The following is a 22,824-nucleotide window of genomic DNA, read 5'->3' as shown; positions in this document are numbered from 1 at the left end:
GTTTAAAGGCAATTCTCTTTTCTTCGGGTATCAACAATATAGATAATTTTCCATGTGGTTTTATCTTTAAATAACTGGAAAGAATTGACGCCACAATGGCTAAATTTATTGTCAATGTAGAACTTATAGTCTGTCCACACACTGGCTAGATTTCCGTCTATCAGGATCTTTGTAAAGATAATGCGTTCATCGAATTTTTCCTTATGTGAAGTTCCTGTAAATTTGATGAAATCAGAGACCTTTTCATCAGTTAGTTTAAATTCTCCGTCTTTTGATTTATGGATGGACTGCATAATTGCATTACTTGCAAAAGCATTGCTAACCATCGCACTATCAGTGTTTTTCATGCCTTCAAATAGCTTATTTATTGTGGCCTTTACAAGGTCTTCTTCATGTTGCTGGATTTGGCCAGTAACGTTTATTGCTGTCAGAAGAAAAACAATAATCAGAAAGTTACGCTTTTTTATTTTTAGGAACTGTTTCATAAAAGGGAGCTATTTTCGTGACGGGAATATTACCTGTCTTAAAATAAAGTTACGTTATTTTGTATTGAATTAGGACCAGAACCCTTGTTTCATTCTCTATCTTACTAAACATTCTTAGGGTAGATGTTTAGGCTAACTATTATTAATTCAGTTGTTTATGGGCAAGGGTGTGTGTATGTTGAAAATTATTTGGTTAGTGCTACTAATAATTGTTGTAAACTTATAATGTATTTTTAACACAGGGATCTGTTCTTTAATTATTAGATACATGGAAGAGGAATTTTATTTTGATTTTAGCGATGATGCGCAACGTTCTGTAGAGCGTTACGAAGAGATGATACGTAATCAGGATCAGTACTTTTTTGATGCCCAGGCCTTTGAAAATATTATTGATTACTATATTGAAAAGAACGACCCGGTAAAGGCATTGCAGGTAATTGAATATGCTTTAAATCAGCATCCATATGCTGCGGTATTCCTGGTAAAGCAAGCTCAGCTATTATTTGTTACTGACCAAACTGAGCGTGCGTTTCTGGCTTTGCAAAAAGCGGAAATGCTTGAAGCTTCGGAAGCAGAAATTTATATTCTTAGGGGGAATATTTATAATAGCCTGGAGCGTTACTCGGAAGCACTGGATAATTTCCAGAAAGCACTTGAATTTGCTGAAACTACTGACGAGATTCTGTTGCAAATTGCGTATGTATACCAAAATATGCTTGATTACGAAAGTGCTATTGTTTATATTAAGCAGAGCCTGGAGCAGAATATGGAGAATAAGGATGGATTGTACGAACTTGCTTTCTGTTACGATATATTAGATAAGCAAGAGGAAAGTATTCAGTTTTATCAGGAATATATTGATAATGACCCTTATTCATATGCAGCATGGTACAATCTTGCAAATTCCTATCATAAGCTGGATCTTTTTGAAAAAGCAATTGATGCTTATGACTATGCAATCCTGATTAAAGATAATTTTGCATCTGCTTATTATAATAAAGGGAATGCCCTGGTTCAGCTTGACCGATTTGCTGAAGCAATAGAGGTTTATAAGCAAACATTTGAGTACGAAAAACCTAACGCTGATACATATTGTGCCATTGGGGAGTGCTATGAGAAGCTGGAGCGTATGGATGAAGCGAGGTCTTATTATAAAAAGTCGGTAAAAATGGATCCAAAGATGGCGGATGCCTGGTTTGGAATAGGAGTAACGCTTAATTTTGAAGAGCGCTTCTTTGAGTCACTTCATTTTTACAAAAAAGCAATTGAGCTTGATGGAGAGAATCCTGACTTTTGGTTTGCTATAGCAGATGCTTATTATAAGCTGGGACAGATAGAGCAATCTGTTGAAGCTTATTATAAAGTCCTTGAATATAATCCGGTGGATGTAGAAGCCTGGTTGGATTTTTCTACGGTTTTGTATGAGCAAGGTAAATTGCTGGAAGCATCTGAAACCATTGCTGATGCTATAAAAAACAACCCTGATGCTGCAGAGCTCTATTACAGAATGGTAGCTTACTTGTTTGCTCTTGGTGAAAAGAACGATGCATTGTTGTATCTTGAAACCGCATTGGCAACAGATCCTGATAAACATTACATTTTATTTGAATATTTGCCCCAATTACAAGAGAACGGTTCCATACTTGAAGTAATCAACCGTTATTTAAAATAAAGACCGGACAGTTTTTATTGGCCATGCTGATGAAAACTGTCCGATTTTTTTTCACCTTTGTGACCAATATGAATTACCCATTGAATAATATACCCGAACGACCTGTAAAACCTAGGAACAAAGGAATTACGATGGTTATGGATAAAGGGCTAAGCTTAAGACAGACAGAAGATTTTATAGATGTTTCCGGAATACATACAGATATTGTAAAGTTAGGTTGGTCTACGTCTTTTGTAACACCTAATTTGAAGGAAAAACTAGCTATTTATAAGTCAGCCGGCATTCCTACCTATTTTGGCGGTACTCTTTTTGAAGCGTTTATTATCAGAAATCAGTTCGACGATTATTGTCGTGTACTTGAACAGTTTGATATGGAATATGTAGAAGTTTCCGACGGTTCAATCAGTATAGAGCATGACTTGAAATGTGAGTTTATTCAAAAACTATCCAAACAGGTAACCGTAATTTCGGAAGTAGGATCTAAAGATGCAGCTAAAATATTTGCTCCTTACAAGTGGATTAAGCTAATGCAGGCTGAAATAGAAGCTGGATCGTGGAAAGTAATTGCTGAAGCCAGAGAAGGAGGTAATGTGGGGATTTATAGGGGGTCAGGTGAGGTTAGGGAAGGTTTAGTTGATGAGATCCTCACGCAGATTCCTGAAGAAACGATCATTTGGGAGGCTCCTCAAAAAGAACAGCAAGTATGGTTCATTAAGCTTCTTGGCGCAAATGTTAATCTTGGAAATATAGCCCCTGCTGAGGTAATACCTTTGGAGACCATTCGTTTAGGACTAAGAGGAGATACGTTTGATCACTTCCTGGATTTAGCGAAGTTGTAATTTTTATTCTTTAATTATAACTTATCAGAATGAGAAAATTTGGGTTAATCGGGTTTCCGTTATCACATTCCTTTTCAAAAAAATTCTTTACAGAGAAATTTTTAAATGAACATATTACTGACTGTGAGTATGAGCTTTTCCCAATCGAACAAATTACGCTTTTGCCAAAACTTATAGCCGAAAATGTAGAATTGGAGGGCTTAAATGTAACCATTCCTTATAAACTTCCTGTTCAGACTTATCTAAATGAAATTGATGAGGCTGCAGAACAAATAGGTGCCGTGAATTGTATTTCGATCCAACGGAATAACGGGAAGGAAATATTGAAGGGTTACAATACAGATGCGTATGGTTTTGAAGAATCTTTAAAGCCAATGTTAGATGAACGCCACACAAAAGCCCTTGTTTTTGGAGATGGAGGCGCCGCTAAAGCAGTTAAATATGTTTTAAATAAGCTCCATATTCCTTTTGTTGTAGTTACAAGAACAGCAACATCCAATAGTATTCTATATGATGCTGTAACCCCGGAACTCCTTAAAGACTATACTGTTTTAATAAATACAACACCTTTAGGGATGTCCCCTGATACGGAAACCTGTCCGGATATACCATATGAAGCGTTGACTGAGGCTCATTTGGCTTATGATTTGGTTTACAATCCAGAGGAGACGACGTTTCTCGCAAAATCTGCGGCTAATGGAGCTAATGTTAAAAACGGATTGGAAATGTTATATCTGCAGGCAGAACGATCCTGGTATATTTGGAATAAATAGATGAAGAAGGTTACATTTTTTTGTCTTTCTATGTTAATGATGTGGCTTTGTGCCTGTACCACAGGGGGTAATTATTCGCCCAAACCCAGAGGGTATTTTAATATAGAAATGCCAAAAAAGGTGTATAAAACTTTTAATAGCGGATGTGCATTTTCATTTGATTATCCGGTTTATGCAGAGATGCAGAAAGACAGCAGCAGGGATACCAGGCCTTGCTGGTACAATCTTTCTTTTAATCAGTTTAATGCCCGGTTGCATTTAACCTATTATGATATCGCTTCCAAAAATGAATACGAAGGCTTAATTGAGGATGCAAGAACTTTTGCATTTAAGCATACCGTTAAAGCAAATTCGATAGACCAAAGGCTAATTAACTATCCTGAAAAAAAGGTTTATGGCGTGTATTATGCGATAGAAGGGAATACTGCATCATCAGTACAATTCTTTTTGACAGACAGTACTCAACATTATTTTAGAGGTGCACTATACTTTAATGAGCGGCCTCAGTACGATTCTATACAGCCAGTCGTTTCCTTTATTAAAAAGGATATTGACAGAATGATTAGTACATTTAGGTGGATAAAATAAGGCGATATAAGTAATTTAAAATGATAAGTATACAAAGATTTACTTTTAATCCGGTAAGGGAAAATACATATGTTTTATATGATGAAACCGGTGAATGTGCAATAATTGATCCTGGAATGTATGATGGGGAAGAGCAAAACATTCTGGCCAGATTCATAAAGGAAACAAAACTAAAGCCAGTGATTTTATTAAACACCCATTGCCATTATGACCATGTATTTGGTAATAAGTTTGTTTACGATACCTGGGGACTAAAGCCCCAATTTCATAAAGGTGAGTTATTTGTGTTACAGGCTATTCCGGGTTATGTACCTCAAATGGGCTTGCATTATGAGCTTTCTCCGGAACCGGAAGTTTTTTTGCAAGAAACCGGGAAGGTTAAATTTGGTAATAGCGAGCTGGATTTGATTTTTGCCCCTGGGCATTCACCTGCACATTTGTGCTTTTATGCTGCTGCTGATAATTTTCTTGTTGGTGGTGATGTGTTGTTTTACTCAAGTATAGGCCGAACAGATCTTCCTGGAGGAAATCACATGCAATTGATCAACAGTATCAAAAATAACTTGTTTATATTGCCTGATGATTGTGAAGTTTTCCCAGGGCATGGGCAACCAACAACAATAGGTTTTGAGAAACAGCATAATCCTTTTTTACAGTAAGTTTTATTAAAAAATAATTGAATACACCCTTTTACATAGCTCGCAGGTATCTTTTTGCTAAAAAATCTACTAACGCTATAAACATCATTTCTACAATTTCGGTAGTGGGTGTTTTTGTAGGGAGTGCCGCATTAATTATTATATTATCTGTATTTAATGGTTTTGAGGAAGTTGTATTAAAAATGTTTAATACGATTACCCCTCAGATAGTTATTTCGCCCGTTGAAGGCAAAACATTTGAGCCGAATACGGCTTATTTTAATGAATTAAAAAAGAATAAAAGTATTTATTCTTATAGCGAAGTCCTATCGGAAAATGCCTTGCTAAGGTATAATGATAAACAATCTGTAGGTTTAATAAAGGGGGTTAGCCCGGATTATCTGAAAAATAAGAGCCTGGATAGTATCACTATTGAGGGTAAGTTTTTAATTGAAAACGGTAATGGTAACCATGCTGTAATTGGGTCAGCAATTCAGACTTATCTGATGGTAAATACAACAGATCCTTTTAACCCGTTACAAATATTTTCTCCGAAAAAGGGAAACAAAACTAGTTCTGTTAATCCTGCAGATGATTTTACCGTATTATCGATTCCTGTGTCGGGAGTATTTGAAGTACAGCAGGATTTTGATAATGTAGCTATCGTTCCTCTAAAATTTGCAAGAGAGTTATTAGGAGAGCCTCAAAAAATTACGTCTGTTGAGATCAATCTTAAACCTGGAGTTAATGCAGATATTTTTAAAGAGGATATTGAGAAAGGCATAGGGAAGAGCTTTGAGGTTAAGGATAGGATACAGCAAAATAAAGTGCTTTATAATATTCTGGGAAGCGAAAAATGGGCAGTTTATATTATTCTTACTTTTATTTTAATTATCGCTATCTTTAATATCATAGGTTCTTTAACAATGTTGGTTATAGATAAATTGAAAGATATAGCCGTATTAAGTAGCTTGGGTGCTGGGAAAAAATTGATTAAGCGAATATTTCTATTTGAAGGAATGATGATTACTATGACCGGTTGTATTGTTGGTTTGGTGGTTGGATTTCTTTTCTGTTTATTACAACAAAAATTCGGACTTATTAAAATGTCACAAGACAATTTAGTGATTACTAATGCGTACCCGGTGGCATTTAAATGGAAGGACTTTTTGCTGGTATTTTTAACTGTAAGTGTGTTTTCTTTTGTGGCATCAGCTTTGTCATCTAACTTAAGTGTTAAGAAGATAAACCATTTGAATCAAGATCTTTAATGATATGAACCAATTTAATAAGAATTCTGTAGTTTTATTAGTGTTGCTGTTAGCAGGAGTAATTGTGGCCTGTAATAGAAGGGATGCTGAAGAAACAGCAGGAACTTCAAGAGTAATAAAAGGACTGTATAGTTATGGCCCTGAAATAAAGTCATTTACCGATTGTGAGGAAGGTAGGGAGTATTGGGTAACTGATAGCGCAAAAACATTGGAACTAGCCTATAGTAACTTTAATTTTGAGAAGCCTTATGAACCGGTTTATGTTGAGGTAGAGTGTCACATGATTAAATCTGATAGCCTGATAGTATCGGCAGATTTTGATTCTACCATGGTGGTAACGAAAGTGCTTAAAATAACAAAAGAAATACCTGACGGCCCCTGCAACTAAGCTTGGGTTACGGAATTAAGTATAAATCGCGATCAATTGGTTGTATTAAGCCCTTTTCAACAGCTAGTTTAAACAGCACATCAATAGCTTTTCTTCCTTCTGTACCTAAATTTACTGAATATTTGTTTACGTACAGTTCAATATGCTTATACATTACTTCTTCACTCATCTCCTGGGCATGCTGTTTAATAAAATCAATGCCCGATTTTGGGTTTGCAAAAGCAAATTCAACAGATTTTCGCAGTAATCGGTTTACCTTCTGTTGTGTCTCAATATCAATATTTCTGTTAATTACTATACCTCCCAATGGGATGGCACAGCCCGTTAATTGTTCCCAATAACTTCCAAGGTCAATAATTTTATGAAGCCCCTTTTCAGAATAAGTAAAGCGATTCTCATGTATAATGAGGCCGGCATCAATCTTGTTATCAATTAATGCAGACTCGATTTCAGAGAAAATCATTTCCTGTTTATCTACTAAATGGGGAAAGGCAATCCCCAACAGAAAATTTGCTGTGGTATATTTTCCCGGAATCCCAACTTTAAGATTTGTAGTTAATTTTTCTGGAGTATGAATGAGGTTTTCATTTTTGCAGATAAGCAAGGGGCCTACACCAAATCCAAGAGCACTTCCGGCATCTAATAAGGCATATTGCTCATATACATGGGCAAAAGCATGAAAGCTAAGCTTAGTGATGTCTAGTTCGCCTTTAAAGGCCTTTTGATTTAAGGTTTCTACATCATCAAAAAATACCTCAAATTCTAAACCCTCAGTGTCAATTTTATGGTGTATGAGGGCATCAAAGATAAAAGTATCATTTGGGCAGGGAGAAAAGCCAAGACTAAGTTTCATGGGATAAAGATAGGGAGTATGCCAAACTGAATGGTTATGTATTTGTCAAAAATCCTATTGTCCATTCGTTTAGATTTTTTATCGCAAGACCGATCTGCCAGGCAGCCTTGTTTCTAGGCTCAACATAATTGGAAATGCTGCGAATCTGCAGACATGGAATGCCTGTATTTTCACAACCGTATAATACAGCAGCTCCTTCCATGCTTTCTGTTATTGGATTTAAGCGAGCCTTAACGGTCGAAATACTTATTTCATTTCCATGTACCTTATTAACAGTTATCCCTTTAACTTTTTTTAGTTTTATTACCGATTCACTTAGCAGGTTGTTGTATGCTGTATAACTGTTTTTGCCAAATCCAAGCTCATCAATAGAGATAAAATTTTCACGATCTTCGGCTCCAAGCTCTGCAAATTCATCTGTTATTACATTTAAGACAGTACCCAAAGGTATTGAACGATCAAAGCATCCGGCAATTCCCAGATTTAATACAAGATTGTATTTGGTGGATAGGTGCTGTCCCAATGCGAATGCTGTTGCGGTCATTCCCACTCCTGTAATTAAGATATCAAATTCAGGAGTTTGCATAAAATCTTTTTCAGGGAGCTTAAAATGCTCGGTTATTAACCCGATTTCTGGCCTTGTGGCGGCAACTAGCAAAATCTTCATAAACATCTAAGTTAGTGTTAAACCTTTCTACTTTAAGCTTTCTGCGTATATTTGTTTGTTAATAACAAAAACAATAACCTTTTAAAATGATATATATCACAAGAAAAGCGTCATTTAACGCAGCCCATAAACTTTCAAGGCCTGACTGGACCGAAGATAAAAATACGGAAGTTTATGGAAAATGTGCTAATCCAAACTGGCATGGACATAATTACCAGCTGTATGTAACGGTTAAAGGAGAAATTAATCCTGAAACAGGGTTTCTGGTAGATTTAAAATGGTTAAAGGACATTACAAATACTTATGTAGTTGATAAGATTGATCATAAGAACCTAAATCTGGATGTTGATTTCATGAAAGGAAAACTTGCCTCAACAGAGAATTTAGCTATAGCCATTTGGGATCAATTGTATGCACTTATTGCAGAATCGGGAGCCCATTTACATTCTATTAAAATTTACGAAACCGAGAATAACTTTGTTGAGTATTTTGGTTAATAATCACAGATATGAATCATACAGATCATTTAGATGAGACAGAGGACGGATACATAAAGATTGACCGTTATAATGAAGGAAAAATTAATGCCGTAGCTAGCCACTATAAAGATATATTGGGTCAGCTGGGCGAGAATCCGGAAAGAGAAGGGTTGGTTAAAACTCCTGAGCGCGTGGCTAAAGCTTTACAATATTTAACACATGGTTATGACCTTAATCCGGCAGAAATATTACGTGGAGCAATGTTTAAAGAAGATTACAGCCAAATGGTTGTGGTTAAAGATATAGAAGTGTTTTCTATGTGCGAACATCATATGCTTCCTTTTTTTGGCAAGGCACACGTTGCTTATATCCCTAACGGTCATATTGTTGGCTTAAGTAAAATACCACGTATTGTAGATGCTTTTGCCAGACGATTACAAGTTCAGGAACGTTTAACTAACGAAATAAGAGACTGTATTCAGGAAACACTCCAGCCCGCTGGCGTTGCTGTAGTTATAGAGTGTAAACACCTTTGCATGGCAATGAGAGGAATACAAAAGCAAAATTCTGTTACCACCACATCAGCATTTACAGGAGAATTTGCAAAAGATAAAACAAGAGCTGAATTTTTAAGATTAATAACAGCGAACTTACATTAAAAAATAGAACCAACAACATTTATGAAAGCATATGTATTTCCAGGTCAAGGCGCACAATTTTCTGGTATGGGAAAAGAACTATACGAAAATGAGCAGGCCAAAGCATTATTTGAAAAGGCGAATGAAATTATAGGATTTCGCATCAGCGATATTATGTTCTCTGGTTCGGATGAAGAACTTAAAGAAACCAAAGTTACACAGCCGGCAATATTTTTACATTCAGTTATTTTAGCAAAGACATTAGGCGAAGAATTTAAACCCGATATGGTTGCAGGACATTCATTGGGTGAGTTTTCTGCTCTTGTTGCAGCGTCAGCCTTATCATTTGAGGACGGTTTGAAATTGGTTATAACCAGGGCAAATGCAATGCAAAAAGCATGTGAGCTTCAGCCATCAACTATGGCCGCAATACTCGGACTGGCGGATGATGTTGTTGAAAATATTTGCAATAGCATCGATGAAGTAGTGGTAGCGGCAAATTACAACTGTCCAGGTCAGATTGTTATTTCAGGAAGTATTGAAGGTGTTGATATTGCCTGTGCAAAATTAACCGAAGCTGGAGCGAAACGTGCCTTAAAGCTTAATGTAGGTGGCGCATTTCACTCACCATTGATGGAGCCTGCCAGAATAGAATTAAAAGAGGCTATAGAAAATGTGACCATATTACCTCCTGTATGTCCTATTTATCAGAATGTAGACCCTAGCCCAAATACGGATCCTGAAAAAATTAAATCTAATTTAATTACTCAATTAACAGGAGCAGTGAAATGGACGCAGACAATAGAGCGAATGATTGCTGACGGAGCAACTGAGTTTGTTGAAGTTGGCCCGGGAAATGTATTACAAGGTTTGGTAAAAAAGGTTAACAGAGCACTGCCAACTAGTTCTGCAGCCATAAGCTAAGCCAGTTATAATACTTTTATTAAAAACTATTCAAGTGTGAGTATCGGAGGTAAAATCAGATTTCTTTTAGTAATACTAGGTGCCTGCTGTATAGTTACAGCTTTGTCGCTAAGGCATTCAATTACAAAAAAGGAGCTGTTAGTACATGAAGCTGGAAAGCTTCAAAAGAACCTCGCAACAAATGAAAGGCTGGTATACGATTTTTTAAATGATGCTGCTCAGGTAGAAAAGGCCAAGCAGTATCATTTAAATGATCAGTATGGACTAGCTTTTATCAATAAATATCGTGATAAAGGGATCAACATATTTACTTATCAGGATAATAAGCTGAAGTTTTGGAGTTATAATGCGCTGATTCCTCCTGACCCTGACGTAATCAAAGAAGGCTCTTCGTTTTCTCAGTTCGCAAACGGATGGTTTGAAGTTATCAAGAAAACTACAGGTAATTATGCCCTAATCTTTTTATTAGAAGTAAAGAACCAGTTCAGTATACAAAATCAATATCTGGAGAATGATTTTTCGCCTTATTTGTCTAATAATAATTCGCTGTCACTGGCTACTTTTATTGACCCTGAAGTGCAGGGCATCAGTAATCTGGATGGGAAAATCATCTTCGAAGTTAAACTGAAATCAACCTATTCCAGAAGTGTTTATGGTACCATAGAGCTCTGGCTTTGGATAGTTGGACTATTTAGTTTTTGTCTATTTTTTAATTCTTTTTGCGGATGGTTGGCCAAAAGAGGCAATTTAGTCCCGGCAACTCTTTTGATACTACTGTTTTTTGTAGTTATAAGAGTAACTGATTTGGAGTATGGGTGGTTTAACAAGCAGTTTAATTTGCCCATATTTAGTCCTAAAATATACGCAGAAAGCTTTTTTCTACCCTCTTTAGGAGATTTCCTGCTTAATGTAATTGCCATTACCTGGGTAGTGTTGTTTGTTTTTACTTATAACGATAAATATAAGCTCCCGGGATGGTTAACACGTAGTAAATTAGGGGGGCTGCTCTTTCACTTTGTATTGCTGCTCATTTTTGGGGCTCTGGCATTTTTATTTGATCGGGTGTTCCTTGGTTTAATCATCAATTCAAAAATAAACTTTGATATTACCAATATCATCAATCTTGATGGCATAAGTTGGGTTAGTATTATAGTGCTATGCCTTGTTTGGTTTAATATTTATCTTGTTGCTAATATATTTATGCAGCAAACGCTGCAATTAAATGTTACCAATAGAGAAAGGGCAATTCTGTTTTTAGCGGCATTTTTTGCTTGCCTTATTTATAAGTTAGGAACAGGATTCAGCATATTCTTCATTGCCTACGCTTTATTTATCTTCATTATTGCCTGGAATTTTTACATCAGAAATAACGGATTTTCAATAGGGATTTTTGCACTGCTATTCTTCTGCCTGGCCTTAATATCTTCCGTTAAATATTTGAGATTTATTGATGAGAAAGAACATGTAAATAGATTTGCAATGGCACAGAGGCTGATAGCTTCTGATGATTTTACTGTTGTAAGCACTATTGAAAATCTGGAACGAACTATCCTGGCAAATAAAGTTGTATTAAGCTATTTTAAAGATCCTGGTGTTAACAGCCCTTTAGAACTTAAGAAAAGTATTGAAAGTGATTATATTGAACGTTACCTGCCAAGATTTGAATATAACCTATATGTCTATAATCATTTAGATTCCTCAGCTGCCGGTATACAGACCATACCGCTTAGCTATTTTAAAAATCTGGTAAAAGCAGGGTCCGTGAAAGTTCCGGAATCAAATTATTTTTATCGTTTAAATGATACGTTTGGATATCAGAATTATTTTGGAATTATCCCGATTTATGAAGAGAACCAGATATTGGGAACATTAGTGATAGAGCTAAAATCCCAGTTGTATAATTATAAAGGCCAGCTTCCCGATATATTAATGGACCGTTCTATTAAGAACGAAGATAATTATAGCAAATATTCCATTGCACTTTATAAAGATGGTAGGTTAGAAGGCCAGTCAGGCAACTATACCTACAGGCTTTCAAGTGATGGGTTTGCTACACGCAATAATAGTGTGAGCTTTTTTAAAGATAGCCTTAATTATTCGCACCTCATTTATTATCCTACGCCTTCAAAGCTCATTGTGATTAGTAAAGAAGATGTGTCATTTATAATACAGCTAGCAACATTGTCTTTTTTCTTTCTGGTTTTCATCTTGTTCTCAATAACATTGTACACACTGATCTGGTTGCTCAAGAATATTGATGAGAGCTGGAGTGGTTGGTTTAACATTAACCGTTCATTGATGATTAATGCCAACAAGATTCTTTACAAAACCAGGATACAGTTTTCTATTGTGCTATCAGTTGTAGCTACTTTGCTCATTGTAGGCTGGATTACTTATTTCTATATCCGTAATGAGTATAGAAGACAGCAACAAGATTTCATTAAGGAGAAGGTTAGGAAAGTACAACAATCTTATGAGAAACTAATTTTAACGACTGGTTTGCCTGCTCCAACAGATAAAGCCATAAATGACTTTAATCAGTTTGCTGATATCAATGCAGCTTATTTAAATCTTTTTGATACAGATGGAGTGCTCTTATTTACTTCTACTCCAAAAATGTATGATCTGGGTATTATAAGCAGACGAATGGCTTCAAAGGCATTTCTTTACTTAAATAAATTACAAGGATCAGATTATATTGACCCCTCAGAACGAATAAATAATTTTACCTACTCTTCGGCATACGCACCTATTAGAAATGCCCAGAATCAAACTATAGCCTACATTGGTATGCCTTATTATTCGAATGAGGCAGATTATCAAAGCAGAATAGGTGTGTTTATCAATACTCTGATTAATATATATGCCTTGGTTTTTGTGGCTATTGGAATACTGGCGGTATTTCTGGCCAACCAGATTACCAGTCCGCTAACATTTATTCAGGATAGCATCAAAAAAACAAAATGGGGGCAAAAGAACCAGCCTATTGTATGGTCACGGCATGATGAAATCGGGTCACTTATAAAGGAGTATAACAAGATGATCGCTGCACTGGAAGAAAGTGCAGTTAAACTAGCCCGTTCTGAAAGAGAAAGTGCCTGGCGTGAAATGGCCAAACAGGTTGCTCATGAAATTAAGAACCCGCTAACGCCCTTAAAGCTTGGGGTACAGCTACTCGAAAAATCCTGGAAAGAAAATGATCCTAATTTTCAAAAGAAATTCGAAAGGTTCAGTAAATCATTTATTGAGCAGATCGATAGCTTATCAACTATCGCGTCTGAGTTCTCTAATTTTGCTAAAATGCCTGATACAAAATTGGAGAAACTCCAGTTATTACCTATAATTGGACAGGCGAGAGATGTTTTTAGAAATACTGAAGATGCAGAAATTTATATCCTAAACAACACGGACACAGATGTTGTTGTACTTGGCGATAAGGATCAGGTGCTGCGCACCTTTAATAATCTTTTTAAAAATGCAATCGAAGCGGCACATGTTGATACGATGTGTATTATAAAAGTAAGCATTTCGAATAATCTGGAACGCGTATTTATTGAAGTGGAAGATAATGGAAAAGGGATTGACGCTTCTTTGCAGGATAAAATCTTTGTACCTAATTTCACAACAAAATCATCAGGAACAGGCTTAGGCTTAGCTTTTGTTAAACAGGCAGTAGAGAATGCGGGAGGGACTGTAGAGTTTAAATCGCTTGGCGAGGTAGGGACTACTTTTTATTTGAGTTTCCCTTTATCTTAAAACAATTTCGGCCCTGCCCATAGTATAGCCGTCGGCGTATAGAATGATTGAATATTCTCCTTTTATAAATTCTTTAGGATTAATCCAGTCCATATTAAAGCTCGTGTTGTCGTCATTATAGGAAATAGATGTGGATGAACTGAACTGCATTTCCTGTCCGTCCGCTTCAAACATATTGTTCTCATTGGCTATGAGGTTACCTGCCGGATCAAATACTCTTAGATAGATTTTGTGATAATCTTTTTGAGCCAGCTGATTAGGCACAATATCAAATTTTACGCTTAATTTTTTTGCAGAACTGGCACGTGTTACTTCAATATTTTTGCCACTATTTTTTACTCTGTATGCAATAATGTGCACGTTTGATGCTTTTAGGGCCGCACCGGTTTTTACTTTTGCATTTAACTCCTCGTTCCTTTTTTCAAGTTCACTTGCCCTCTCGCTTGCAGAGTTGGCAGAAGCCTTCAAGCTATCTCTCTCATTTTTAAGTAAGGAATTTTCTTTCTTTAGACGAAGGATGTCCTCATTATAAACTTTTACAAATTCCCGAAGTTCACGTACTTCTTTTTGTGCAGTCTCTAGCTGTTCCTGGGTAAGGGCACCATTTTGAAGGGCTGCTTTTAGTTCTGCAATTTTACCACGTGCAAGTTCCTGTTCCTTGATCAATTTATCACTTAAGGTAAGGTTCAGGGCATTTACCTTGTCAAGCTCAACTTCAATTTTTTCAACCTCCAGTTTTAAACGATCTTTCTCTGTGCTAATCGTAACAAATCGCTCATTCTCCTTTTTATCTTTAATAAAAAGATAGGCATTGGTACCTAGTAGTGCAACAATAACGACAACTAAAAAATAGATTTTATTGCGGTCGCCTTTATTTACTGGATCACTCTTATCTGACATTACTTCGATTCTTAACTAAATTAGGTTGAGGCGCGAACATAAATAAAAATATAACAAATGGTAAAAAAAACATTCTATTTGTATGAGACTTTGAAAAAAATCGTTTACTTGCTAAGATTAGGGGACTGAACTGTATTCTGAACACAACAAATGAAACTAAATTTTATATTACCACAAATTAGAAAGGATGTTTAAACTCACTTTTTATGCACTATTATTAACCATAGTACAATCATTATCTCTTTTTGCGCAAGACACATCAAAAATTGCTCCAAAAAGAGAGTTTAGAGGGGTTTGGGTGGCAACCGTTGCCAATATAGACTGGCCGTCTAAGCCTGGACTCAGTGTAGACCAACAAAAACAGGAGCTTATTGGTATCCTGGAGAAACATAAAGAGAACGGTATTAATGCCATAATGCTACAGGTTAGACCTGCCGCTGATGCTTTTTATGCACATTCACGGGAACCCTGGAGCCAATGGTTAATGGGAAAGCAAGGGATTGCTCCCAGTCCGGGGTATGATCCATTAGCTTTTGCTATTAAAGAAGCTCATTCAAGAGGAATAGAGCTTCATGCATGGTTTAATCCTTACAGAGCAACCATGAGTCCAAATACGGTGGTACACGAAAGCCATATGACCAGAAAGCGCCCAGACTTGTTTTTTACCTATGCCGGTAAAAAACAATTTGATCCAGGAATACCTGAGGTTAGAGAGTATATCGTTCAGGTTATTCTGGATGTTGTAAAAGGATATGATGTTGATGGAATTCATTTTGATGATTATTTTTATCCATATAAAGTTGAAGGTCAACGAATAAATGATGCTGCAACTTTCAGTAAATATGCCAATGGATTTACAGACATAAACGATTGGAGAAGAAACAATGTTGATGTACTTATAAAGCAGTTAAATGATAGCATTCATTATTATAAAAAGTATGTTAAGTTTGGAGTTAGCCCTTTTGGGATTTGGAGGAACAAATATGAAGACTCATTAGGTTCCGCAACCAGTGGGTTGTCTAATTATGCAGAACTTTTTGCTGATTCCAGAAAGTGGGTTAAAGAAGGTTGGGTGGACTACATTAACCCCCAGATATACTTTAGCTTTACACGAAGGGTGGCGCCATTTGCTACATTAGTGGATTGGTGGAGCAACAACGCTTTTGGCAGACATCTTTATATTGGGCAAGCCGCTTATCTGGTGAACCAAAGGATGGAAGCTGCCTGGCGATTACCAAAGCAGATGCCAGATCAGATCAGGTATATCAGGAAAAATAATAGGGTACAAGGTAGTGTGTACTTTAGTTCCAAATCTTTTTCAACCGTAGCCCGTGCATTCGGCGATTCCTTAAAAAATGATTTTTATAAATACCCGGCACTTCCACCCCAAATGCCATGGCTTGATGATGTAATGCCGAATCAGCCACAACAGCTTGTTGCAGATGCACTGAATGATGGAGTGCATTTAAAATGGGAAAAACCTCATCCGGCAGAGGATGGAGAAACAGCCTCAGGATATGTAATTTATCGTTTTGAAGAAGGAGAGAAAATTGGGATACTAAATGCCAGGAATATTTTAAAGATAAGTTTTGAGGAATTTACATCTTATATAGATACTGACGTAGATAGCGGCAAAAGATACAATTACCTGGTTACGGCACTGGATAGACTAAAGAATGAAAGTGAACCTAGTGGACCAGTAGGAATACAAGCGAAAGAAACGCTGGCACCAAATTAAGGAAATCTTCAAAATAGAAAAAGGGTGTTTTAAAATATGATCATATTTTAAAACACCCTTTTTTTGTTAATGAGCAAATCTATTTTTGCTGAGGCAACAAAACTAATCTGATGTAGTTTTCGTCATTTAAGTATTTCTGAGCAGAAGCTTTAGTGCTTTCAATAGTAACGTTGTTTAACCTCTGTTTTTCACTCAGGACCTGATCTAAATCTTCTCCATTTTTTAAACGGCTGCTAAGGTAGCCTAACCAATAATTGTTGTTTCGCAAATTGAGTTCTAACTGACGTTGCTCTTCAGATTTGAATTTCGTGATGTCATCTGAAGAAGCACCATTTGTTTTAATCTTGCTTACTTCGTCCAATGCTGCGGCAATAAGCTTTTCTACATTTGCAGGTGCGCAACTAAATGAAATGTTGAAGTAGTAATGTCCGGCAGGGTATTTTTCCAGGCTAAGGCCAACCTGTGGACTATAAACACCACTTTCTTTTTCACGTAAGCGTTCCAGAATTTTTATTTCTAAGGCCCCTTTTAGTGCGTCTAGCTGTATGTTGTTGTCGGCATTAAAGGTGTAGTCGCCATGGAGGTATAATTCCACAGCAGCTTTATCTTCCAGGCCTTTATAAACAGTTTTACTGATCTTTCCTTTAGGCGCTCTGATTCCGCGATCTATAAAATCTTGTTTTTTATTTAGTGCAGGTAAGCTGGCAATGTACGTTTCAATAAAAGGCTTAATGGTATTAATGTCAAATGCGCCCACAATTACGAAAGTCTGCTCACTGGCATCCGCAAAACGGTCCTTGTAAAAGTTAAAAGCTTTTTCAAGAGAAACTTTGTCCAGGTCTTCAAGGTTAGTAGGCATAGCACGCTTGTTGTACGAAGATAATACTGCCTGAACGGTGTCGCTAAATACACTGTTTGGATTAGCATTTTTATTTCCAAGCACAACCTTATAGTCAGAGATGTTTTTGTTAAATATCTCAGCATCCTTTCTAGGGTTGGTCGCATAGGCATAAATCATTTGAAAAGCGGTCTCCACATCTTTTGGAGAGGAGCTTCCGCTAAAACCCTGATAAAGATCATCTATGTATGCACCTGCTCTGCCTGTATTACCTGCTAGTAATTTTGATAGTTGTGTTGGATTAAATTCGCCAACACCACTTTGTGCAATCAGACTTGCCATTTGTGCTGATTCAAGATCTTCATCATTAGCTGTAGAAATTCCTCCTTTAGAAAATGAGCTAAAGATAATCTGATCATTTTTGAAATCTGTTGGCTTGAGAAGTACTTTAATTCCATTGCTAAGGGTTAATTCAGTAACGCCTACAGCATCAATCTTTCTTTCAGTAATAACTTTGCCTGCCGTAGGTTTTTTCTCTAACAGGGGCTTATTTAATGAATTATCTACATAGGCGGTAATTCCTGTACCCGCATTTTTTACAGCTGCAATTAGTTGTGTTTCTGTAGGAAGGCTTGCTTTATCTTTTTCAGGAGCTTGCACAATGATTATCTGGTTCTCCTTTGGAGTAAGTGTTTTTACCAGAGAATTTATCTCACTAAGTGTAATGTCCGCAACAGCTTTTTGGGTTTCTGTATAGGTATAGTCAATAGATGGAATAACGCTTCCCTTTAGGAAGTTATTCAGGTATTGCTGCACAAAATTTGAAGAAGCAGTTTTATCTTTTTCTTTATATTGTTTTTCATTGCCGGCAAGAATGTTTTTCTTGGCGACATCCAGTTCTGATTGAACAAAACCAAATCTACTCATCCTTTCATTTTCTGCAATAGCACCTGCAAACGCCTTCTCCAACTGATCGCCGGATTTTGCTGCCACTACAGTTTGAAAAGCATTCATCCCAGAAACCAAGCCTCCCTGATATGCCCCAAATGAACTTTGTGCGAATATAAAAGGAGCATTTTCTTTCTGCAAAATCTCAGTAAATCTAGCGCCTAGCATACTGTTTATCATACCATACATGAGTCTCTTTTTAAAACCTGCTGTGGTTTTTGTTACTTGTCCACGTAATTTATACATGATCATAGCTACATCATATGGTTGTTCAGGATCAGTAATTACCTTAACAAGTGGTTCTTTGTTATCGGGTAAGTCGTAATTTAAACGAGGTCTTGGATTTGCGGGATTGGTAAGACCAGAGAAATTCGTTTTAATTAACTGTTCAACTTCATTTACATCAAAATCGCCCACTGCTATTACAGCTTGTAAATTAGGTCTGTACCAATCCGAATAAAAGCTTCTGATTCTGTCGTGAGTGAATGATTTTAAGATGTCTATTTTTCCAATAGGAAGTCGGTTCTCATATCGTGAGCCTTTTAATAATAGTGGAAGTAGTTGTTTGCTCATGCGTTCCTGAGCATTTTTTCCGCGCTGACGATCTTCCTCTATAATAACGCCGCGTTCCTTGTCAATTTCTTCGCCTTCCATAACTACTTTTCCTGCCCAGTTGGCTAATATTTTAAATCCGGTTTTAAATACCTGAGCGCTATCAGTTGGGATGGGTAATTGATATACTGTTTGTTCAAATCCTGTATAAGCATTTAGATCGGCACCAAAACGTACACCCGCTTTCTGAAGGTAATTAATGATATCATTTTTAGGAAAATCTTTAGTGCCATTAAAAGCCATATGCTCAGTAAAATGTGCAAGGCCTTGCTGGTCATCCTCTTCCATTAAGGAACCTATTCTGGTTGCTAAATATAATTCAGCCCTGTTTTTAGGTTCTCCATTTTTTCTGATGTAGTAAGTTAAACCATTCGCCAGCTTTCCAATTTTCACATTTGGATCATTGGGAATCAAAGCATCATTGTTTTTTTTTACTGTAGTTGCTGCAGTTTTTTTAACAGCAGAGTTTTTTTTCTGTGCAAGTGCGGGAACATTACATACCGTAAACACGGCTAGTCCACAAATGAGAGTGTTGAGTATTCTTTTCATGAAAAATAGTTAATGGGCTAATTTAAACTTTTATTATAATTTTCTTACTATGCATTACCCAAAGAATTATTAGCCAGAATAATACGAAGGTAACTGCCCAGGCCAGTGATGCATTAATTGGCGAGAAGTAGGACCAAAAAGGTAAGTAAAGCCACGATTGTAAGGTTATCTCAGATCCTGTACTATTTTTTACATGAATCATAGCAAATATACGAGGGATTAATCCCGAAAGGAAAAATACAGTAATTGCATTTACCCCGTATACAACAAAGGGCTTGGTAAAACGATTATACTGGTTTACATCAATTATCCAATAACACAACGAAAGTATTATGGTTGCCAGGCCGCCTGTATACAAAACAAAAGAACTGGTCCATAACGACTTATTGATTGGAAATTGTAAGTCCCATAACAGGCCTAAAACTACAGCTCCACAACCTGCGCTAAATAGCCATGCTATTTTGGTAGCAGCATCAATATCCTTGCGCTTCAGGTAAACTCCTACAAGAACTCCAAATAAGCCGGTTGCAATTGCGGGAATAGTACTGAAAATGCCTTCAGGATCCCATGTTTTTGCTGATTTCCATAGATGAGCTTCAGTAAGTACACCCCTGTCTATCCATGCGCCAAGATTGGTCTCCTTTTCAAGATTAGCATACCCTACACCCGGTACCGGTACAAACGTCATTAAGGCCCAATAAACAGCCAAAAGAATAATCAAAATTCTGAAAATATTTCTTTCAGAATTTTTAAGAAATAGGATAGAAGATATAAAAAATACGACCGCAATACGTTGTAATACCCCTGGAATGCGCACATGCTGAAATGCACCTGCAGGATCAGTAAATACTTTAGGGAACAGTGATAAAAACAGACCCAGGCTAAACAGAATGAGGGCTCTTTTAAGTGCTTTTAAGATGGTTTGATTATGTGCTGAGGGGTCTGTTTTTTTACTCCCCATTGCATAAGCAATTGAAACGCCAACAATAAATAAAAAGAATGGGAAGATTAAATCGGTAGGAGTGCAGCCGTTCCATTCGGCATGTTCAAGAGGAGCGTAAATATTGCCCCAGTCTCCAGGGTTATTTACAAGTATCATGGCGGCCACAGTAGCACCTCTAAAAAAATCAAGAGATAGTAATCTTGTTGATGTGTTATCGGGAGATGAAATAGGGACCATGAATTGGGAGTTAATTATATTTATAATCGCTATTGCGTAAACACAATAGCGATTATAAATATAATTAAAATTTGTAGCGTACAAAGGCTTCCATAGCCTCGTAGTCTGCTAATCCCAGATTGTCGTAAGCCTGAGCAGTTTCTCTGTTTCTGTCTTCAGCTCTTTTCCAGAATTCTCTGGCATCATCACCAGGGAAAACCGCCCTGTCTTTTTGCGACTGATGTTTGAAAATAGCAAATTTCTTTCTTTCCACCTCTTGTGGACTAAGTGGAACAGCCATTTCAATTTCATGGGTTTCAAATTCCTGCCATGCACCACGGTACATCCATAACCAGCAATCTTTAACCCAGCTTTCAGTTTTTGCCAAACGCTTTAATGCTTCTAAAATAATATTGAAACAAACAATGTGTGTTCCGTGCGGGTCTTCAAAATCTCCGGCAGCAAATACTTGTTCTGGCTTAACCTTCTGTAAAAGTTCCATCGTTAATTGAATATCAAGATCAGTTACAGGGTTTTTATTGCTTTTTCCACTTTCATAAAATGGAAGAGCCATGAAGTGGATATGATCATCCTCAAGTCCGCAATAACGTGCACCTGCAATAGCTTCTCCTTTTCTGATTAGGCCTTTTACAGTTTGAATTTCTGGAGTATCAACCTGATTTGGTTGTTTTTTCTCCATAAATGCACGCATATCATTGTAAAGGTTTTTTAGTTCTCCTTTACCAAGACCCATTTTCTCAGAAAAATCGATGCTAAATTCTACAAAACGAAGTGCATCGTCATCCCATACTGCCGTATTACCAGAAGTTTGGTAAGCTACGTGTACATCGTGTTTTTGATCAACTAAACGAATAAAGGTACCACCCATTGAAATTACGTCATCATCAGGGTGTGGCGAGAAAATGATAGAACGCTTTTTAGCAGGTTCTGCTCTTTCTGGTCTTTCCGAATCATCAGCATTAGGTTTACCACCTGGCCATCCGGTAATTGTATGTTGTAATTTATTAAAGATGTCGATGTTTATATTATAAACAGGACCCCTATCAATAGCCAGCTGAGCCATGCCATTGTTATTGTAGTCATCTTCAGTAAGTTTAAGAACAGGCTTACCTAAGTGATTTGCCAGCCAGATTACTGCTTTTCTGGTAATTTTTTCATCCCAAACGCAGTCCTTTACTAGCCATGGAGTGTCAAAACGTGTTAGTAAAGATGCAGCATCCTGATCCAAAATGAATTCTACATGTTCTGATAGCTGCAGGTAAGTAGCAGGAACATCACCTGAAATTTCACCTTCAACGGCTTTTTTAATGATAGAGGCTTTTTTCTTGTTCCATGCCATCAAAATAATTTCACGTGCTTTGAAAATTGTTCCAATACCCATGGTAATTGCTTTTGTAGGCACAAAAGATTTACCACCAAAATCTCTTGCAGCATCACGTCTTGTCAGGTCATCAAGTGTAACCAAACGTGTACCTGAGTTTGGAGCAGAACCAGGCTCATTGAAACCGATGTGGCCGGTACGACCGATACCTAATATCTGGATATCTAATCCCCCTACATCTCCAATCTTTTTTTCATAGGCAAGGCAAAAAGCAGGAATCTCTTCTAAACTCAAGGTTCCATCAGGGATGTTAACATTATTTTTGTCGATGTCGATGTGATCAAACAAATGCTCGTTCATGAACGAAACGTAGCTTTGAGCAGCATCCGGCTGCATTGGATAATATTCATCCAGGTTAAACGTGATTACGTTTTTAAAGCTTAAACCCTCTTCTTTATGCATTCTTACTAATTCTGCATACACTGCAATAGGTGTAGCTCCTGTAGCTAAACCTAAAACAGCCTGAGTGTTATTCTTTTGTTTTTCTTTAATCAGATCCCCGATACGTTTGGCCACACTAAGTGATGCGGCTTTTGGGTTTTCAAAGACAGAAACGGGTAATTTTTCAAAACGCGTTTCCTCCAGAAGATTTAATCTTGCCATTTATTTTTGTTCTTAAAGTTTGTACGGAGCAGTAAATATAGCGACTCTATTGAGTATAACAAGAATTTTAATTGGGTAAAAGAGGTAAATAAAGTTAGCTAACT

At 36.9% G+C, this 22,824-nt stretch carries 19 protein-coding genes; 12 read left to right on the top strand and 7 right to left on the bottom strand.

The window, feature by feature from the left end:
- Nucleotides 1-2: 2 nt before the first annotated feature.
- On the bottom strand, nucleotides 3-485 hold the full coding sequence (locus CPT03_RS17675; RefSeq protein ID WP_099440071.1) for a nuclear transport factor 2 family protein: 483 nt from the start codon (nucleotides 483-485) through the stop codon (nucleotides 3-5).
- A gap of 268 nt (nucleotides 486-753) precedes the next feature.
- On the opposite strand from CPT03_RS17675, the gene CPT03_RS17670 reads away from it, so the two are divergent.
- The 7 genes from CPT03_RS17670 to CPT03_RS17640 all read left to right on the top strand — a co-directional run bounded on the left by CPT03_RS17670 (nucleotide 754) and on the right by CPT03_RS17640 (nucleotide 6,654).
- Nucleotides 754-2,157, top strand: coding sequence for a tetratricopeptide repeat protein (locus tag CPT03_RS17670; RefSeq protein WP_099440070.1), 1,404 nt, complete (start codon nucleotides 754-756; stop codon nucleotides 2,155-2,157).
- Nucleotides 2,158-2,225: 68 nt separating this feature from the next.
- A complete protein-coding gene (locus CPT03_RS17665) occupies nucleotides 2,226-2,996 on the top strand; it encodes a phosphosulfolactate synthase (protein ID WP_099441166.1) in 771 nt (256 codons plus the stop codon).
- A 29-nt stretch (nucleotides 2,997-3,025) separates the two neighbouring features.
- Entirely contained in the window at nucleotides 3,026-3,769 is a 744-nt protein-coding gene (locus CPT03_RS17660) for a shikimate dehydrogenase family protein (protein ID WP_099440069.1), read from the top strand.
- Nucleotides 3,770-4,357 carry a gliding motility lipoprotein GldD gene (locus CPT03_RS17655; RefSeq protein ID WP_099440068.1) on the top strand — a complete coding sequence of 196 codons (588 nt, stop codon included), beginning with the start codon at nucleotides 3,770-3,772 and terminating at the stop codon, nucleotides 4,355-4,357.
- Nucleotides 4,358-4,377: 20 nt separating this feature from the next.
- Nucleotides 4,378-5,016 (top strand): MBL fold metallo-hydrolase, encoded by a 639-nt coding sequence (locus CPT03_RS17650; RefSeq protein WP_099440067.1) that lies wholly within the window; start codon nucleotides 4,378-4,380, stop codon nucleotides 5,014-5,016.
- Between the two features lie 17 nt (nucleotides 5,017-5,033).
- Complete coding sequence (locus CPT03_RS17645) at nucleotides 5,034-6,266, top strand: ABC transporter permease (RefSeq protein ID WP_099440066.1); 1,233 nt, start codon at nucleotides 5,034-5,036, stop codon at nucleotides 6,264-6,266.
- A gap of 4 nt (nucleotides 6,267-6,270) precedes the next feature.
- Complete coding sequence (locus CPT03_RS17640) at nucleotides 6,271-6,654, top strand: hypothetical protein (RefSeq protein WP_099440065.1); 384 nt, start codon at nucleotides 6,271-6,273, stop codon at nucleotides 6,652-6,654.
- Between the two features lie 7 nt (nucleotides 6,655-6,661).
- Here CPT03_RS17640 and CPT03_RS17635 read toward each other — a convergent pair whose 3' ends face one another.
- Nucleotides 6,662-7,507: a menaquinone biosynthesis family protein gene (locus CPT03_RS17635; protein WP_099440064.1), complete on the bottom strand. Its 846-nt coding sequence runs from the start codon at nucleotides 7,505-7,507 to the stop codon at nucleotides 6,662-6,664.
- A gap of 34 nt (nucleotides 7,508-7,541) precedes the next feature.
- Nucleotides 7,542-8,174 carry a futalosine hydrolase gene (gene mqnB / locus CPT03_RS17630; protein WP_099440063.1) on the bottom strand — a complete coding sequence of 211 codons (633 nt, stop codon included), beginning with the start codon at nucleotides 8,172-8,174 and terminating at the stop codon, nucleotides 7,542-7,544.
- Nucleotides 8,175-8,260: 86 nt separating this feature from the next.
- Between mqnB and CPT03_RS17625 the strand changes: the two genes are divergently transcribed.
- From CPT03_RS17625 to CPT03_RS17610, 4 genes are read left to right on the top strand one after another with little or no spacing between them, the layout of a single operon-like run.
- Nucleotides 8,261-8,671 carry a 6-pyruvoyl trahydropterin synthase family protein gene (locus CPT03_RS17625; protein WP_099440062.1) on the top strand — a complete coding sequence of 137 codons (411 nt, stop codon included), beginning with the start codon at nucleotides 8,261-8,263 and terminating at the stop codon, nucleotides 8,669-8,671.
- 11 nt (nucleotides 8,672-8,682) lie between these two features.
- Complete coding sequence (gene folE / locus CPT03_RS17620; protein ID WP_099440061.1) at nucleotides 8,683-9,312, top strand: GTP cyclohydrolase I FolE; 630 nt, start codon at nucleotides 8,683-8,685, stop codon at nucleotides 9,310-9,312.
- A 21-nt stretch (nucleotides 9,313-9,333) separates the two neighbouring features.
- On the top strand, nucleotides 9,334-10,215 hold the full coding sequence (gene fabD, locus CPT03_RS17615; RefSeq protein ID WP_099440060.1) for an ACP S-malonyltransferase: 882 nt from the start codon (nucleotides 9,334-9,336) through the stop codon (nucleotides 10,213-10,215).
- Between the two features lie 36 nt (nucleotides 10,216-10,251).
- Nucleotides 10,252-13,971 carry a sensor histidine kinase gene (locus CPT03_RS17610; protein ID WP_172954196.1) on the top strand — a complete coding sequence of 1,240 codons (3,720 nt, stop codon included), beginning with the start codon at nucleotides 10,252-10,254 and terminating at the stop codon, nucleotides 13,969-13,971.
- Here CPT03_RS17610 and CPT03_RS17605 read toward each other — a convergent pair.
- Entirely contained in the window at nucleotides 13,963-14,871 is a 909-nt protein-coding gene (locus CPT03_RS17605) for a hypothetical protein (RefSeq protein ID WP_099440059.1), read from the bottom strand. The genes CPT03_RS17610 and CPT03_RS17605 overlap by 9 nt on opposite strands.
- 187 nt (nucleotides 14,872-15,058) lie before the next feature.
- Here CPT03_RS17605 and CPT03_RS17600 point away from each other — a divergent pair, with 187 nt between their 5' ends.
- Nucleotides 15,059-16,609, top strand: coding sequence for a glycoside hydrolase family 10 protein (locus tag CPT03_RS17600; protein ID WP_099440058.1), 1,551 nt, complete (start codon nucleotides 15,059-15,061; stop codon nucleotides 16,607-16,609).
- 79 nt (nucleotides 16,610-16,688) lie between these two features.
- Here the strand turns inward: CPT03_RS17600 and CPT03_RS17595 are convergent, their stop codons facing one another.
- From CPT03_RS17595 to nagB, 3 genes are all read right to left on the bottom strand, one after another.
- Nucleotides 16,689-19,556, bottom strand: coding sequence for a M16 family metallopeptidase (locus tag CPT03_RS17595; protein ID WP_099440057.1), 2,868 nt, complete (start codon nucleotides 19,554-19,556; stop codon nucleotides 16,689-16,691).
- 22 nt (nucleotides 19,557-19,578) lie between these two features.
- Nucleotides 19,579-20,736 carry an acyltransferase family protein gene (locus CPT03_RS17590; RefSeq protein ID WP_099440056.1) on the bottom strand — a complete coding sequence of 386 codons (1,158 nt, stop codon included), beginning with the start codon at nucleotides 20,734-20,736 and terminating at the stop codon, nucleotides 19,579-19,581.
- Between the two features lie 64 nt (nucleotides 20,737-20,800).
- On the bottom strand, nucleotides 20,801-22,720 hold the full coding sequence (nagB, locus tag CPT03_RS17585; protein ID WP_099440055.1) for a glucosamine-6-phosphate deaminase: 1,920 nt from the start codon (nucleotides 22,718-22,720) through the stop codon (nucleotides 20,801-20,803).
- Nucleotides 22,721-22,824 lie beyond the last annotated feature (104 nt).

Source organism: Pedobacter ginsengisoli (assembly GCF_002736205.1).
Taxonomy (GTDB): domain Bacteria; phylum Bacteroidota; class Bacteroidia; order Sphingobacteriales; family Sphingobacteriaceae; genus Pedobacter; species Pedobacter ginsengisoli_A.
Note: the sequence above shows the minus strand (reverse complement) of the source record. Positions and strands in the feature narration are given on the sequence as shown.